The 14,853-nt window shown below is 42.3% G+C and carries 17 protein-coding genes and 1 pseudogene; 4 read left to right on the forward strand and 14 right to left on the reverse strand.

Annotation, left to right across the window (positions count from 1 at the left end; genetic code table 11):
* Positions 1–88 precede the first annotated feature (88 nt).
* Both FC83_RS11275 and FC83_RS11280 read right to left on the reverse strand, forming a co-directional pair.
* Positions 89–607 (reverse strand): YtxH domain-containing protein, encoded by a 519-nt coding sequence (locus tag FC83_RS11275; protein ID WP_052004622.1) that lies wholly within the window; start codon positions 605–607, stop codon positions 89–91.
* Positions 608–632: 25 nt separating this feature from the next.
* Positions 633–1,052, reverse strand: a complete 420-nt coding sequence (locus FC83_RS11280; protein WP_035452679.1) for a DUF948 domain-containing protein — start codon at positions 1,050–1,052, stop codon at positions 633–635.
* A gap of 136 nt (positions 1,053–1,188) precedes the next feature.
* Between FC83_RS11280 and FC83_RS11285 the strand changes: the two genes are divergently transcribed.
* Together FC83_RS11285 and FC83_RS11290 are read left to right on the forward strand one after the other, a co-directional pair.
* Positions 1,189–2,106, forward strand: a complete 918-nt coding sequence (locus tag FC83_RS11285) for a mechanosensitive ion channel family protein (RefSeq protein WP_236700833.1) — start codon at positions 1,189–1,191, stop codon at positions 2,104–2,106.
* Positions 2,107–2,124: 18 nt separating this feature from the next.
* Complete coding sequence (locus tag FC83_RS11290) at positions 2,125–3,024, forward strand: DUF368 domain-containing protein (RefSeq protein WP_035452823.1); 900 nt, start codon at positions 2,125–2,127, stop codon at positions 3,022–3,024.
* 48 nt (positions 3,025–3,072) lie between these two features.
* On the opposite strand, the gene FC83_RS11295 is transcribed toward FC83_RS11290, so the two are convergent.
* The 4 genes from FC83_RS11295 to cbpB all read right to left on the reverse strand — a co-directional run bounded on the left by FC83_RS11295 (position 3,073) and on the right by cbpB (position 5,922).
* Positions 3,073–3,501, reverse strand: coding sequence for a bis(5'-nucleosyl)-tetraphosphatase (locus FC83_RS11295; RefSeq protein ID WP_035452682.1), 429 nt, complete (start codon positions 3,499–3,501; stop codon positions 3,073–3,075).
* On the reverse strand, positions 3,498–4,640 hold the full coding sequence (locus FC83_RS11300) for an N-acetyldiaminopimelate deacetylase (protein WP_035452685.1): 1,143 nt from the start codon (positions 4,638–4,640) through the stop codon (positions 3,498–3,500). Before FC83_RS11300 ends, FC83_RS11295 begins: the two co-directional genes overlap by 4 nt.
* A 71-nt stretch (positions 4,641–4,711) precedes the next feature.
* Positions 4,712–5,419: a 2,3,4,5-tetrahydropyridine-2,6-dicarboxylate N-acetyltransferase gene (gene dapD, locus FC83_RS11305; protein ID WP_035452688.1), complete on the reverse strand. Its 708-nt coding sequence runs from the start codon at positions 5,417–5,419 to the stop codon at positions 4,712–4,714.
* 29 nt (positions 5,420–5,448) lie between these two features.
* Complete coding sequence (cbpB, locus tag FC83_RS11310; protein WP_035452691.1) at positions 5,449–5,922, reverse strand: cyclic-di-AMP-binding protein CbpB; 474 nt, start codon at positions 5,920–5,922, stop codon at positions 5,449–5,451.
* 219 nt (positions 5,923–6,141) lie between these two features.
* On the opposite strand from cbpB, the gene FC83_RS11315 reads away from it, so the two are divergent.
* Complete coding sequence (locus FC83_RS11315; RefSeq protein ID WP_035452693.1) at positions 6,142–6,870, forward strand: MIP/aquaporin family protein; 729 nt, start codon at positions 6,142–6,144, stop codon at positions 6,868–6,870.
* Here FC83_RS11315 and FC83_RS11320 read toward each other — a convergent pair whose 3' ends face one another.
* The gene (locus FC83_RS11320; RefSeq protein WP_035452695.1) at positions 6,871–7,392 is read right to left on the reverse strand and encodes a YfcE family phosphodiesterase; all 522 of its coding nucleotides are present in this window, start codon (positions 7,390–7,392) and stop codon (positions 6,871–6,873) included.
* Positions 7,393–7,438: 46 nt separating this feature from the next.
* A pseudogene (racE, locus tag FC83_RS17580) lies at positions 7,439–8,892 on the reverse strand (glutamate racemase).
* Between the two features lie 231 nt (positions 8,893–9,123).
* Here racE and FC83_RS11335 point away from each other — a divergent pair.
* Positions 9,124–9,576: a DUF2507 domain-containing protein gene (locus FC83_RS11335; RefSeq protein ID WP_052004624.1), complete on the forward strand. Its 453-nt coding sequence runs from the start codon at positions 9,124–9,126 to the stop codon at positions 9,574–9,576.
* A 109-nt stretch (positions 9,577–9,685) separates the two neighbouring features.
* Here the strand turns inward: FC83_RS11335 and dltD are convergent, their stop codons facing one another.
* The 6 genes from dltD to trxA all read right to left on the reverse strand — a co-directional run bounded on the left by dltD (position 9,686) and on the right by trxA (position 14,812).
* On the reverse strand, positions 9,686–10,984 hold the full coding sequence (gene dltD / locus FC83_RS11340; protein WP_052004626.1) for a D-alanyl-lipoteichoic acid biosynthesis protein DltD: 1,299 nt from the start codon (positions 10,982–10,984) through the stop codon (positions 9,686–9,688).
* A complete protein-coding gene (gene dltC / locus FC83_RS11345) occupies positions 10,981–11,220 on the reverse strand; it encodes a D-alanine--poly(phosphoribitol) ligase subunit 2 (protein ID WP_420805630.1) in 240 nt (79 codons plus the stop codon). Before dltC ends, dltD begins: the two co-directional genes overlap by 4 nt.
* Before the next feature lie 23 nt (positions 11,221–11,243).
* Positions 11,244–12,467 carry a D-alanyl-lipoteichoic acid biosynthesis protein DltB gene (gene dltB, locus FC83_RS11350; RefSeq protein WP_035452700.1) on the reverse strand — a complete coding sequence of 408 codons (1,224 nt, stop codon included), beginning with the start codon at positions 12,465–12,467 and terminating at the stop codon, positions 11,244–11,246.
* Positions 12,464–13,999 (reverse strand): D-alanine--poly(phosphoribitol) ligase subunit DltA, encoded by a 1,536-nt coding sequence (dltA, locus tag FC83_RS11355; RefSeq protein WP_035452701.1) that lies wholly within the window; start codon positions 13,997–13,999, stop codon positions 12,464–12,466. The genes dltB and dltA overlap by 4 nt, the downstream gene beginning before the upstream one ends.
* 17 nt (positions 14,000–14,016) lie before the next feature.
* Complete coding sequence (locus FC83_RS16935) at positions 14,017–14,166, reverse strand: teichoic acid D-Ala incorporation-associated protein DltX (RefSeq protein ID WP_081763071.1); 150 nt, start codon at positions 14,164–14,166, stop codon at positions 14,017–14,019.
* Positions 14,167–14,491: 325 nt separating this feature from the next.
* Positions 14,492–14,812: a thioredoxin gene (gene trxA, locus FC83_RS11360; RefSeq protein WP_035452703.1), complete on the reverse strand. Its 321-nt coding sequence runs from the start codon at positions 14,810–14,812 to the stop codon at positions 14,492–14,494.
* Positions 14,813–14,853 lie beyond the last annotated feature (41 nt).

Genomic DNA, 14,853 nt, shown 5'->3' on the forward strand with positions numbered 1-14,853 from the left:
AAAAAGACAAACTACAACTTTAACGAAAAAGTATAGTTTGTCTTCAATCTGAAATCAGCCATGACGGCTGATTTTTTATTTGCTGAAATCATTCTGGTTTATCTGCACTTGGTGCTGTTGGTGCGCTAGGCGTTTCTTCGCCAGCTTCTTTGGCTTCTTGAAAAGCCGATTGTACAGTCTCATTGGCAGCCGCATCATTATTATCGGTGGCATCAATGACAATATCATCATAGTTTTCTTTATCCGTTTTCCCCTTGTTCAGTTGGGTATTAGCGGCGTCAAAGTGGTTGCGTAAATTAGATGTCACATTGTCAAAAGAGTCCTTAGCTTGGGCGGCTTTTTGATCGAGATCCAAGTCACTTAATGTATCCGACGTTTTATCCAATAATTGACCCAGTTTTTCAGAAGAACTGTCCTTAACATCAGCAGCTGCATCATTGGCGTAATCATAATAAACTTTGCCCCGACTGGTAATTTTATCTTTTAAATCTCTTAGTTTCGCTTGCGTTTCCTCACCAGTTTTAGGCGCCAATAACAATGCGGCACTAAAAGCAGTTGTGGCCCCAAGTACGAAACCTAATAAAAAATGACCTTCATGTTTACTCATATTACGTTACCTCCAAATTCCAAACCTATTGTTTACGTGCTCTACGAAAACGGCTAAAGGCGCCAACGCCCCGGGCAACCATGCCCAATTTACCTGAAGACTCAGCGGCATTGGTGACCCGACTGGCAAGATTTCTAGAACTGGCATTTAAATCTTGCAGGCTTTCGCCTAAGTCTCCAGCAGCTTGAAAGACGGGGTCAATTTCTTTGACCTTTCCATTGACGTCGTCTAATAGCTTGTTACTTTTATCCAAAAGCCCCTCAACCTGAGTCGATAGCACCTCTGCCTTATTATTGACAATATCTACTGTTTGGTTCACCAATTTGACACTGCTTTGAAGTTCCGTCATGATCTTGCTGATCTTGGTTAAGAAAACCACAAGGAAAATAACTAAAATCAAAAAAGCAATCGCTGCGATTAGTGCTGCAATTTCACTACCTGACACATTCATCAACCTCCGAAATGTTCAATTAATAATTTTAGCATATCATTAATTGGCAACGACTACAATTATTGGAAATGCTTTTCTTTCATCTCGCTTGCATGTTAAACTTATTTCTATACTGATTGTCTTGGAGGATATGATGAATTCTTTATATTTGGCTGCCAAAACCTCGTTGACAGAAAGTTCAATTGCGTCTATTCAGAAGAATACCAACGTTTTCCAGCGCTTATGGCAAGGTATTAACTGGGAGAATATTCTCGGCAAAATCATTGGCAAGCTGGTCATTATCATTGCCCTATCCATTTTATTTTTCATCTTAAATAAAGTGGGTAAGGCGGTGATCAACCGGGTCTTTCACCAATACCAGCAAAAGGAAAATTATTCTAAAAATCGCGTAGGTACGATTCACTCCCTGTTAAATAATGCCTATGCTTACTTACTGATCTTCTTTTACCTTTATGCTATTTTATCCACCATTGGCGTCCCGGTGGGCACCCTAATTGCCGGCGCTGGTATTTTAAGCTTAGCTTTTGGCCTAGGTGCCCAGGGTTTTGTCAACGATCTGGTCACTGGCTTATTTATTTTAATCGAACAGCAATTTGATGTGGGTGATTTAGTAACTATCGGCACGATTACTGGCAATATTAGTGCCATTGGCCTGCGGACCACGCAAGTGCGCAGTATCGATGGCACCTTAAACTTCATCCCCAATCGCAATATCACCATCGTTAGCAACAAATCACGAGGTAACCGTCAAGTTTTAATTAACTTACGGGTCCATAATGATACCGATATCGCCGCTTTAGAACAGCTCATTGAAACGGTCAACAAACACCTGCTCCCAAAATACCCGGCCATCAAACAAGGTCCTGAACTATTGGGCCTGACGGATCTAGGGCATGGTGATTTAGTCTACCAAGTCCAGATGTATACTTTAAACGGCGATGACGTCACGATTCAACGTGCCTTCTTAAAGGCTTATCTCGCCGCTTTTAAGAAAGATGGGCTCCAATTGCCCGAATCAGCTTTAAATTTAAACATACCCCCTAAATAAGGAGATATTTTATTGTCTATCATTAACTTAATCAAAGGTTTTCTCATCGGTGTTGCGCTAGTGATCCCTGGTTTGTCCGGCAGTATTTTTGCCGTCATTGTTGGTCTTTACGAACCTTTGATCAAGGCCATCAATCAATTCAGACAAAGTCCCAAACAACAACTCCGCTTCTTGACCCCCATTGGCCTGGGCGCCATTGTGGGTATTCTTTTCTCCACCAAAGTCGTGCTTTGGTTGTCCCAGCGTTTCCCAATTCCCGCCTACGCTTTTTTCTTAGGCTTGGTCTTAGGCATTATCCCCTTTATCTGGCGGAAGGTACGAGCCATTGCCTTCACCTGGTGGTACCCCTTGATCACATTGCTGGGTTTCGCCTTAATTTTAGGCCTAACCCAATTGGGCAGCGGTCAAGCTGAAAGTTACATTAGTATTAAAGCCTTACAGACTTGGCAAGATGCTGGGCAAATGCTGTTTGCCGGGGGCTTCTCCGTGGCTTTAATGATTATCCCGGGTATTTCTGGATCGATCATGTTAATGGTCATTTCCCAATATGGCACGGTTTACAATGCCGTGGGGGCCATCGCGGACTTATTGCGGCATTTACTCAAGGGCAATCTGGTGGCAGCCCAAGGCGATCTGCAAACTGTGGCCTTAATGTTACCCTTTATGGTGGGCGCTTTAGTGGGTACAGTTTTAATTGCAAAATTAATGCACTATCTCTTGAAACACTATGAAAGTCAAGTCTACTACGGGGTTTTAGGTGTAGTGGGTGCCGCAGCTATTATTTTATGGCAAAGCGGCATCACCCCTTATTTACCAAAGACCGGCTGGTTGGACTTGCCCCAACTGGCTTTATTGAGCTTAATGCTTGTCTTAGGCATTTTAGCCACCCTATTCTTAGATAAACCCAGTTCTAATTAAAAATGAGGGACCTGACAATTATTGCCGGGTACCCTCATTTTTAGTCGTTTAAAGTTGTGCTTGAATGTATTGGTGAGCGCGTATTAACACCGCTTTTAGATTATCATAACTCAGTTTGGCCAAGGCTTGATCATAATCAAACCATTCAATATCGCTAATTTCAGCCAATTGTTTGGTGGTGGTCACATCTGGCGCCACTTGACTGATGTAAAAAATAGAGACCTTGGTCTTGCCATTAGGTAATGGATAAGTAATTTTATCATGAAAAGTGGTATCCACCGTCACATCTAAGTTAGTTTCTTCTTTAATTTCTCGAACTGCAGCCGCCTCGCCAGTCTCGCCGGCCTCCACATGGCCCTTGGCAAATCCCCAAAAGTTCCGGTCCTTGCTTTTAACTAGTAGAAATTTCAACGCACCTTTAGCATCGATGGTATAAATCACCGCACCAGTGGCAACTTCCGTATTATTTTCAGTCATGCGCCCACCTGCTTATCACGATAACGTAAGAAAGGTTCAATCGCAGCAATGCCCTTACCAATAGCCGCTTCATGGGGAGCTAAGTGATCAGAATGTAAGGCATAGGGGCTATCTACCCCCAGCCAAAACATGGTGCCCTTGATTTTAGACAGCATAAAGCCAAAGTCTTCCCCAGTCATGGCCGGTTGTGTTTCGATAAAGTTCACGTTTGGCTGTTTGGTCATGAAATCAATGAAGTTTTTGGTCAATTCTGGATTATTCTCCACGGGTAGATAACCACCTTGATGTAGGTCCAGATCAGCCTTGCAATCATACATCACTTCTAGGCCAGCCACAATTTCTCGAACCCGTTTTTGAATATGGAGATTCATCTTCTGAGTCAAGGCCCGAATAGTCCCGTCAATTTGGGCGGTCCCGGCGATCACATTCATCGTTGTGCCCGCTTCAAAATGGCCTAGGGTTACCACGCCACCTTCAATCGGATCCACATTACGGCTGACGATGGTTTGCAGTTGCGTCACTAATTCCGCGCCCACAACCACCATATCATTGGCTAAATGCGGATAAGCGGCATGCCCTGACTTACCATGGAGGGTAATGTGGATTTCACAAGTTCCAGCAAAAAGTGTCCCTAGGCGGCAGCCAATGGCACCAGTGGGTAATTGGGGATTATCGTGGAGCCCATAAATTTCATCGGGCAGCCATTCATTTAAAGCCCCACTTTCATAAAGTAATTTGCCGCCGCTGGCATTTTCTTCAGCGGGTTGAAAAATAAACAGAAAATTATGCTCAGGCTGTTTGCTAGCAAAACTGGACAATAAACCTAAAGCCACGGTCATATGGATATCATGACCGCAAGCATGCATCCGCCCGGGGTGCTTAGAAGCATAGGGTAAGCCCGTAGCTTCTGTCACTGGCAGGCCATCAATATCCGTCCGATAAGCAATGGTATAATCTGACTTTTTACCGGTAACATGGACTAAAATACCAGTATCATGCGTTTTGATAGTCAGATTATCTTGGGGGAAGCTTTTAATGATTTTCAATAATAACGCTTGGGTTTCAAACTCTTCTAACCCAATTTCAGGAATTTGGTGTAATTCCCGGCGAATTTGAATCAGTTTTTCATCAGACAGCATGTTGTCGCTCCTTAAATAGCAAAAGGCTGAAAACAAACAGTTCGTCAACAGCCTTGCTAGTATAGTTAAATTTAGATATTTCTTAAAGCATCTTGTAATTCTGTTTTACTGCGAGTTTTGGCATCAATGGTTTTGATGACTTTAGCGGGTACGCCGGCAACTACCGTATTGGCAGCGACGTCTTGGGTCACAATGGCCCCGGCAGCTACAACCGCCCCAGCGCCCACATGGACCCCTTCAATAACCACGGCATTAGCGCCTACTAAAACGTTGTCCTCAATAATAACTGGCGTTGCGGATGCTGGTTCAACGACACCAGCTAAAACGGCCCCGGCCCCAATATGGCAGTGTTGGCCTACGGTGGCGCGGCCACCCATGACCACGCCCATATCAATCATGGTATTGGCGCCAATGATGGCGCCAATGTTAATGATGGCCCCCATCATGATGACGGCATTGTCGCCAATGCTCACTTGGTTACGAATGATAGCCCCAGGTTCAATGCGGGCATTATAAGCCTTCAAATCAGCCAATGGCACTGCTGAATTGCGGGCATTATTTTCCACATGGGAGCTGGTGATTTTAGCCGCATTAGCTGCCAAAAATGGTTCAACTTCGGCCCAATCCCCGAATAAAACACCAGTTTTAGTTTCTAAGTAAGATTCGATAGTTTCTGGCACAGCTAAATCAGCCATAACCCCTTTGATGTAAACCTTCACTGGTGTTTGCTTTTTGGCGTTGCCAATGTAATCAATAATTTCTTGTGCACTTAAAGCCATAAAAAATCTCCCTCATTTTTAACTAAATTTTAATCTCGATGATTATCTACTAGAATATCATTTTTATCGAAGTTATGGGCTAAATAATTTAAACTTTTCATCATTTCACGTCGCGTAATGATTCCCACGAAGTCCTGATGCTTTGATACCACGGGTAAGAAAGCATTATCAACTAGTAGATGCAAAATTTCTTCCAAATCATAAGGATTTTCCACCGTCTTCACATTGGTATCCATCACTTGGGCAATCGTGATTTTATCCAGGGGCTGCAAATCGATTTTATCCAAGCCTAACATTTGTTCAGTGACCATAGCCATGGTCAATTCCCCTAGAAATTTAGAATTGGCATCCAGTACCGGAATACGGCTATACTTCATTTTGGTCAATACTAATAAGGCATGGGTCAGCGTATTGGTGCCTTGTACGGAGGCAACTTGGGCTGCCGGGATCAAAAAGTGACGCTTGTTTTCCATTAATAGGGTTTCAATTGTTTGTGATATCATATATTCTCCTTATTCTTAACACTAAAAATAGCTTAACAGAATTCTGTTAAGAAAGTAATGCAACTTTTTGAAAAAATTACGAACTATTTTCAGCAAAAGGGTAACCGGGACCCTTAAAAATTGAAAAGGTTTTATTTGTTAAAACGATAACTTGTTATTTACTAAAGCATAAGTATTTGGTAAGATGAGTAAGCTATTAATTTAAGAGGAGGCACGCACATGTATTCATTGAGTGTTCGACTGGCCGCGGAGTTTATTGGAACTGCTTTCATGGTGATTTTAGGTAACGGTTCTGTGGCCAACGTCGATCTCAAAGGCACCAAGGGTAACAGTGGTGGTTGGATGATCATCGCCATTGGTTACGGCTGTGGTGTCATGATTCCAGCGCTATTATTCGGTAGTATTTCAGGTAACCACATCAATCCAGCCTTTACCTTAGGCTTAGCCTTCAGCGGGTTATTCCCTTGGTCAGAAGTTTTACCTTACATTTTGGTACAAATGATTGGTGCCATTGTTGGCCAGAGTGTTGTTGTGGCCATGTACAAACCCCATTATGATATCACCGAAGATCCGGAACATATCTTGGGGACGTTTTGTACCATTGATGCCACTACCAGTAAGTTAAATGGTTTTATCTCTGAATATGTTGGTACATTTATTTTAGTTTTCTCAGCCTTGGGTATCACAAAAGCCCCATTTTTCAAAGACAATTTAGGCACCGCCCATCTAGCCCTTGGCTTTTTGGTCATGACCTTAGTCGCTTCACTAGGTGGCCCCACAGGACCAGCCTTAAACCCTGCCAGAGATTTAGGCCCAAGAATTTTACATAGCCTACTGCCTCTGAAACACAAAGGGTCCTCCCAATGGGATTACGGTTGGGTTCCCGTAGTTGCCCCCATTGTTGCAGGTATCTGTGCCATTGCAGTTTATAAAGGTATCTTTTTATAATCACCGGTTAAATTCAAAATGTAACGCCGGTACTTTTGCCAGTTGTCGATCATAATAATCGACAACTATTTTTTTAGCTTGGGAATCTACTAACGCATAGGTACCACCAAGGTTTGCATATTGGCCCCGGGGCTGGCTGATGGAGCCAGGATTGAGCATGAAAACCCCTTGGGTGTATTCGCAGGCCAACTGGTGCGTATGGCCGTAAAATGCAAAATTCGCCCCTGCTTCTTTGGCCACCGCTAATAAATGATCTAAGCCCAGATTGACGCCATAGTGATGGCCGTGGGTCACAAAAATATGGTCGGCGCCAAATTGTAACTGAGCGGTGATGGGAAATTCCCGGTCAAAATCCATATTGCCTTGTACGATAGCCGTCATTCGAGCCACCAAAGGGTCATGATAATCCAACTCCGAATCCCCGCAATGGATAAAAGCGGTGACCGATGCACTATAATGATCCAATAAGGTTTTTAAAATTTCTTGATCGCCATGATTGTCGCTGACAACTAAGTATTTCATCTCAAGCACTTCCAATCTATCCTGTTTTAAATTAAAAAAGCGGGGCTTACTCCGCTTGATACCATTGTCGCCATTGTTTCTCCAATTCAGCCATGGCTTGGGCCCGATGGCTGAGTTGATTCTTTTGAGCACTGGAAATTTCTGCCATAGTTTTGTTTAAATCCGGCAACAAAAATAATGAGTCATAGCCAAAGCCGTTTTCTCCCCGAGGGAATAATGCGATTTGACCAGCAACTTGCCCAGTGACCACGAGATCTTTTTGCGGTACATTGGGTTTGGCAAATACCAGGTCAGTTTGAAATTTAGCGCTACGCTTAGCTTCAGGGACACCGGCTAACTCGGTCAATAACTTGGCGTTGTTAGCAGCGTCGTTATGATCACCGGCATAGCGGGCCGAACGCACTCCGGGTTGGCCATGTAAATAAGCCACCATCAAGCCAGAATCATCTGCCAATACAGGTAGATTCAACGTGGCACTGATCGTATCAGCCTTCAAGCGAGCATTTTCTTCAAAGGTATGGCCAGTTTCTAAAACATCTTCAATTTCTGGATAGTCTAGTAACGTTTTGACGGTAATGCCATCTTTGGCAAACAGCGCTTTAAATTCTCTGGCTTTGCCGGGATTTTTGGTGGCAACCACCACCACAGTTGGTAATTCAGTCATATTGATCCCTCAATTCATGTAAGTTGCAGTGCTTTTTTTAAATCCACTTCCTGGGCGTGAATGTCGGTTAATTCCAACCAATCATTGGCGATCTCATCAAACATTTGCCCAGAACCAGTGGTATAAAATTCATGTTTAGGATGATAGTTTTGATCATCATTAGCAATCTCAAAGTAATCTAACAATGTGGAGACCTCACTAACAGTTTCGGCCCCGGAATCAATCAAGGTCACATTGTCCCCCATCACATTTTGAATAATCGGCCGTAACAGTGGATAATGGGTACAGCCCATGACCAAGGTATCCACCTGATGCTTTTTAAAAGGTCGTAGGGTTTCAGCTACAACTTTTTTAGCCACAGTGGATTCATATTCGTTACTTTCCACTAACGGTACAAATTTAGGCGCCGCGACACTGACCACCTTAATGTGCTTATTTTTGCGTTGAATCGTTCTGGCATAAGCCCCAGATTTAATGGTACCTTCTGTGCCAATAACGCCAATGCGCCCGGTTTTTGTGGCCTTGATTGCCGCCCGACTACCAGGTAAAATGACACCAATCACTGGAATATCAAGCTTAGGTTTAATAACTTGCAGGGCTTCAGCAGTAGCGGTGTTACAAGCAAAGACTAACATTTTAATATGTTTTTGCAATAAAAATTGGGTCAATTCCCACGTAAATTGCTGCACTTGGGCCACGGGTCTGGGGCCATAAGGTAAGCGGGCTTGATCGCCAATAAATATCAACTGTTCATGGGGTAATTGACGCATGGCTTCTTTGACAACCGTCAACCCCCCGACCCCGGAATCCAATAAACCAATAGGTTGTTTATTCATCAAAAAATATCTCCTTTACGTATGAATCCTTGGGGATTAATACGATTTTTAACCGTCAAGTGAACAACGGTTGGGCTAGTGAGATCTAGATAACTATAGACATTGAAACTAGCCGTGCTTTACTTATTTTGGCCTTTTTCCGGAAAAAATTCAAGTTTTGAAATCAATAGTAGTCAAGGACAGCTAGCAAAAGTATAATAGAAACTATCAGCTTCACAGGAGGAGACAATTTTGTCTGAAAAATTACTATCGCAATTAGATGATATCACCCTAGGCAGTAGTTTTGCCGGTATTACAATTTTACGCGACCTGTTACTGCCAGATCTACTGGGCAAAGAAAGTGACACGATCTTATATTGGGCCGGCAAACAGCTGGCACAAAAAATGCCCCTACCAGATCTTGCAGGTATTCAAAACTTTTTCGTTTTAGTCAGCTTTGGCAATCTTACCCTGTTAAAACAAAAGGGCACCCAATATGAATTTGAACTAAGTGGTGAGCCAATTAGCCAACGCTTAGCCGTGGATCCCCAAGCTGATTTCCAGTTAGAAACCGGCTTTATCGCCCAGCAATTACAGCAGCAGTTGGGGTTTGTCGCCGAGGGCATCAGTGCCCCTGAAAAACACGCTGGCCAAATTAAAATCACGATTCAAACCGATCCCAAAGATGTCGTCACCCCAGATTGACCTATTTAAAAAAGACTTACCAAAAAAATGAAGTGCCCCACAATCGTTAGACTTTCTTGGTTAACAATTGTGGGACACTTCAAAAATGGTAAGTCTTTTTTTACTGTATTTATTGATTTGCTTCAGCATTAGCAATTAAGTCCGGCACACTAGATGCTGGTGCTTGCTGCCATGACTTAGTGTAGAAATGATCGTCCATCTTATAATGGATTGATTTGACCGTAGTATGCTTCAAGAAAGGCCGCACACTTTGATCCATATCTAACCAGCCCCGCCAGCCTAAATGGATGGTATCTTGCATAAAGTAGTCCTGCGCCCCATCGGCTGACATATCACGAATGTTGTTAAAACCTTGCGACCGTAATTGATACGTGATCTTACGGTCAAAGTTTTGCAGGGTGGTATTTGGCAAGCCTGTATAATCGGCCCAGCGTTGATTGACTGGTGGGATCACAAACAGTACTTTCATATGCAGGCGATTAAACTCACTTAACAACAATTGGAAGTCGGAATACTCCGGTCCAAACTCGTAGTTAAAGTGGGTTTGGGAGTTTTGTAACTTAGCTTCCACCGGCTTGAGCTGGCGTTTGTAAAATGAGTCTTTAATTTCAAAGTCGTTTGATTTGGTTTCCCCTTGCCCTAATTGCGTAGCTAAATCATCTAGGACTGTGAAATCATAGTCTGAAGGCAAGCGTTCTTCCCCACTGGTGATCGCATTATTACGATCACGAATTGAGAAACGGCTAAAGAAATTATCTTGGTTCTTCAAAATATTACCTTTAATATTTTTTAAATAGAATTTTTGGAAATTAGTCAACGGTAAGCCCGCAGCAACTTGTAACAAGGCACTGTGGACAACGGTGTCGGATTTACCAGATGGCATTTGCAATAACCGATAAGCGGCATAACGATCCGTTTCGTTGTCTTTGGCATTCTCTAAAAATGAGGTGGCTTGCAGGGGTGAATAATAAAAGCCAAACATGTTTGGCCGTGCCCCCCGTCGGACAAACCACTGTGGTGAAATAATCACAACAGCTTTTTTATGCTTCAGGGATTGACTCATCCCCTGCACCGAAAAGAAGTGTGTTAAAGACTGCGTACCCGGTGCCCCTAATAGGAACGGCGTATACCCCCGATCATATTTTGCGGCAAGCACTGATGGATGGAAAGGATCAATTCGAGATAGCTCAGAAGACCCAATAAATGGCACATAGTTGCCTGAGTCAAAAGCTTGATTCTTCAGTTCTTCACCCTTAAGTACGTTGGCCGATAAGGAATTAGACGCCTTGTATAAGGTGTCTTTAGACACTGGCCGCGAATTCGCTGGCAATAGCATGATAATAAGTATTGCGACCGCAGCAACAATCAGAGGCCCAAAAATTTGCCAGAGTTTTCTCCCCAGTTTCATTTCATACTTTCCACTTTAGCAACGATTTTGTTTGGTGTAGCCCATTCAGAGCGGTCAAATTCAGAAACTGGTGCGTCCACACCTAATTGTGATTGTAATTCCAGTAATAATTGTACAGTCCCCATGGAATCTAATAAACCACTTTCAAATAAATTCATATCAGGGTTTTCTTTCACCTCATCAGAACCTGTTAAATCCGTTAAAATATTTAATACAGTTGTACGAACGTCATCCATCATTTAAAACCCCTTTTTATTTTTTATCTAATACCAAACCATAATTGGTCTAAGAAACCTGAGAAAAGTAAGAAACTTAAGCAAACCACGTGGAATGTTAAAACCACTGACATGACATGGGTAAACTTGTTAGATGGGAACCAGCCTTTGTGCTTGCGCTTGTAGCGAATCCACGCATCGGTCAAAATCATGACCACCGCATGAAAAATCCCATAAGTAATATAAAACCAAGTTTCGCCGTGCCAAATCCCCATGACTAGGAATAATACCAGATAACCCAAATTAGCTAAAGCAATCCGGCTCTTTAATATCTTGTGTTTCATCATAAAGAACACAAAACGCATATAGATATAATCTCTAAACCAGAAGGATAACGTCATGTGCCAACGATTCCAAAACTCTTTAATATTCCAGGAAAGAAATGGCTTGTTAAAGTTCATAGGTGTTTCAATGCCCATCATGTAACTGATACCCACGGCAAATAATGAATAACCCGCGAAGTCAAAGAACAGATACATGCTATAAGTATACATCACCCCAACTAAGGGCCAAGAAAGACCTAAGAAATTGTGGCGACTCAACATGGCTAAATGCTCAATGTTAGGCAATAAGACCGTCCCGAAGAAATACCCCAAGACAAACTTGTAAAAGAAGCCCAACATAATGTTGTGTACCCCTTTTTGCAATAAACCCAGATACTGTTCTTGGGTGGGAACACGGTCATAGTCTTTAATAAAGCGCCGATAACGATCAATTGGTCCCGAAGAAATTGTAGGAAAGAATAGCAAGAATTGCAAGAATTTGACCAAATGAAAATCCTTGATACTGCCATCCCGCATTTCCATGATCATCCCAGCTACTTTAAAGGTCAAATAACTGATACCCAAAAAACCAAATATGGAAGCTTTCCCATCCACAAAGAGTGGTGTGAACTTCACAAAGATCAACGGTAAAATAGCCAAGAACACCGCTAAGATAAAGATACTTGTTTTATTCTTAGAATTTTCTTTCGTCCGATAATGGCAATACCACCAAGTCACCAAGGTTTCATAAACCGTATAGCCAATGATGGCAATTCCTTGAGAAATCTTAGACCCATCGAAAATCAAGAACAAGAAGACCAGCGAAAACAGCGATTCATACCAACGGAAACGCTTTTGATAAAGCATTCCAATAATAATTGGCAACAACCCAATTAATAAATAGAAAAAATACTGCGGATTCTCATAGGGCTGTAAGTTAATCATGAATTATTGACCTCAGCAATCAGGGTTTTACGATCAACTTTACCATTCGCTGTCAGTGGCAAGTTATCTTTAAAAATGATTCGTTGGGGAACCATATATTCCATGACATTTTGACTCAATTCAGCTTTAATAGCCTGGGTCAGCTTAATATCACTCTCAAACTCATTTTTATTAGGGACCACATAAGCCACCAATTGCGTGACCTTGTGTAAATCATTGTAGCGCGGCACGGTACTGGCTTGTTTAACGTAGCTAACTTGTAGCAAGTTTTGATCCACGTCTTCTAATTCGATCCGATAACCATGCATCTTAATTTGAAAATCGGTACGACCCCGGTAAAAAATCATACCCTGGTCATCAATAAAGCCTAAATCCCCAGAGCGATAAGCTTGCTGCCCATCTAACGTGAAGAACGCCTTGGCCGTTTTTTCAGGATTATTTAAATAGCCTTTAGAAACACTCGGCCCGGCGATAATCAATTCACCATTGACGTTATTTTCAACTTTTTGATCGTGCTCGTCTACAGCATAAATCAACGTATCTGGTTTTGCTTGACCAATCGGTAGGCGGCTATATTGTTCTACCGTCTCCTGGGTGATTTGAACAGCGGTCACAGCCACCGTGGCCTCTGTAGGGCCGTAAGTGTTGTAGATTTCCGCATCTGGGAAACGTTTGAGCAGTTCCCGGGCCGTTTTTTGGGTCAACTCTTCCCCACAGAACAAGAACCGCGTTAAATCAGGGTACTTGGCTTGGGCAAAGCTTGGCTCCAACAGGCAAATCTCTACAAAAGATGGAGTAGATACCCATTCGTTGACTTTAAGGTTAGGTAAAGCCGCGAATAAATCTTTGAAATTATCAGTAATTTCCTTGGGTAAAGCTACCAAGGTCCCACCCAAAGCTAATGTGGGATATAAGTCCATCACAGATAAATCAAAGGAATATGGGGCTTGGGATAATGCCCGAATGCCAGGATAAAGATCAAAGTCACTTAACGTCCAATTCACATAGCTTAATAAATTAGCGTGACTGATTTGTACCCCCTTAGGCACCCCAGTGGTGCCGGAGGTAAAGATAATATAAAAATTGTCATCTTCGGTCACGCTAACGCTGGTATCATAAGCTGTTGGCCCAGTGGTATCATCACGCACGGCCTTTAAAGTCGCCGCGCTGATAACTTCAGTATTTTTTAAAGTCACCGGTAAGCTTTCAACTTCTAAGACGGCACCAGGATGGGCCACGTCATTGATTTGGATCAAGCGTTCCTTAGGAGAATGGGTATCTACTGGAATATAAGCATGACCCGCCTTAACGGCTCCTAAAAATGTGGCAATGACCGCAAATGTTTGCCCCCCATAAATCACCACTGGCGACCCCTTAGGTAAATCCTGGGCCTGCAGAAAAGCTGCTACCCGGTCAGAAGTCGCTTTTAATGCCTGATAGGAATAAGTTTGACCTTGATCTTCATAACAAATACGCTGTGGAAAAGACTGCGCATTTTGATCAATTGTTGTAATAATATTGGCAATTGCCATCAGCAATTTCCTCCAATCTAAAATTCATTATAAATAAACCCGCTGTTATTGATACCACTGTAACTGTAAAGATACAAGAGTATCATTAAAATGATGAAATAAAATATTGATTTCATCCAAAACCGCACAATGCCGTTTTGCCAAAAAACCTGCCACTTTTCCCGCACTGTGAAAACCTCCAAAACTCATTAGTATTATTTGTTTTCAACAATCACATGTAAATTATAGTCAATTTACATAAAATTGCCATAGCAGAATCATCATATCTTGCGAACGAATTTGTAAGTTGCGCGCGCTAAGATATCCTTAGTCCTAATTATACCTGTCTGACCAAAGGAATGAAAAGAAAACTGCATAAAAAAACTCTGAAAATTGATTAACTTATAATGTCATTCCGCAAAATAAGCGAACGCATCATTTTGTCACAATCAATTTTCAGAGTCAAGGATTTGCACATATACATATATTAAAAAATATATTTAGTCATTAAAGTTAATCGACTTGGGCGGTATATTTCCCTAAAGTTGCTTCTAATTGTTCTTTAGATTGATAGCCGACTAATTTTTCCACAACTTCACCATCTTTTTTGATGATCAAAGTTGGGATAGCCATGATACCAAACTGTTGTGGTGTTGCCGGATTGGCGTCAACGTCCATCTTGGTGAACTTCACGTCATCGTTTTCTTCCTCGAGTTTGTCAATAACTGGGGATTGCATCCGACATGGTCCACACCATGTTGCCCAGAAGTCTGTTAAGACAACGCCATCTTTTGTTTCAGAATCAAAGTTCTTGTCAGTAATTTCTTGAACCATATGCAGACACCTCCATATTTCTATTTCCATTCTACCAAAAA

It is taken from the genome of Agrilactobacillus composti DSM 18527 = JCM 14202 (assembly GCF_001436375.1).
Classification (GTDB): Bacteria; Bacillota; Bacilli; order Lactobacillales; family Lactobacillaceae; genus Agrilactobacillus; species Agrilactobacillus composti.

Excerpts from the sequence above, each read along its gene's own strand:
- FC83_RS11275 (WP_052004622.1), bottom strand. The coding sequence starts at position 607 with ATGAGTAAACATGAAGGTCATTTTTTATTAGGTTTCGTACTTGGGGCC.
- FC83_RS11285 (WP_236700833.1), top strand. The coding sequence starts at position 1,189 with ATGATGAATTCTTTATATTTGGCTGCCAAAACCTCGTTGACAGAAAGT.
- FC83_RS11295 (WP_035452682.1), bottom strand. The coding sequence starts at position 3,501 with ATGACTGAAAATAATACGGAAGTTGCCACTGGTGCGGTGATTTATACC.
- FC83_RS11300 (WP_035452685.1), bottom strand. The coding sequence starts at position 4,640 with ATGCTGTCTGATGAAAAACTGATTCAAATTCGCCGGGAATTACACCAA.
- dapD (WP_035452688.1), bottom strand. The coding sequence starts at position 5,419 with ATGGCTTTAAGTGCACAAGAAATTATTGATTACATTGGCAACGCCAAA.
- cbpB (WP_035452691.1), bottom strand. The coding sequence starts at position 5,922 with ATGATATCACAAACAATTGAAACCCTATTAATGGAAAACAAGCGTCAC.
- FC83_RS11315 (WP_035452693.1), top strand. The coding sequence starts at position 6,142 with ATGTATTCATTGAGTGTTCGACTGGCCGCGGAGTTTATTGGAACTGCT.
- FC83_RS11320 (WP_035452695.1), bottom strand. The coding sequence starts at position 7,392 with ATGAAATACTTAGTTGTCAGCGACAATCATGGCGATCAAGAAATTTTA.
- dltD (WP_052004626.1), bottom strand. The coding sequence starts at position 10,984 with ATGAAACTGGGGAGAAAACTCTGGCAAATTTTTGGGCCTCTGATTGTT.
- dltC (WP_420805630.1), bottom strand. The coding sequence starts at position 11,220 with ATGGATGACGTTCGTACAACTGTATTAAATATTTTAACGGATTTAACA.
- dltB (WP_035452700.1), bottom strand. The coding sequence starts at position 12,467 with ATGATTAACTTACAGCCCTATGAGAATCCGCAGTATTTTTTCTATTTA.
- dltA (WP_035452701.1), bottom strand. The coding sequence starts at position 13,999 with ATGGCAATTGCCAATATTATTACAACAATTGATCAAAATGCGCAGTCT.
- trxA (WP_035452703.1), bottom strand. The coding sequence starts at position 14,812 with ATGGTTCAAGAAATTACTGACAAGAACTTTGATTCTGAAACAAAAGAT.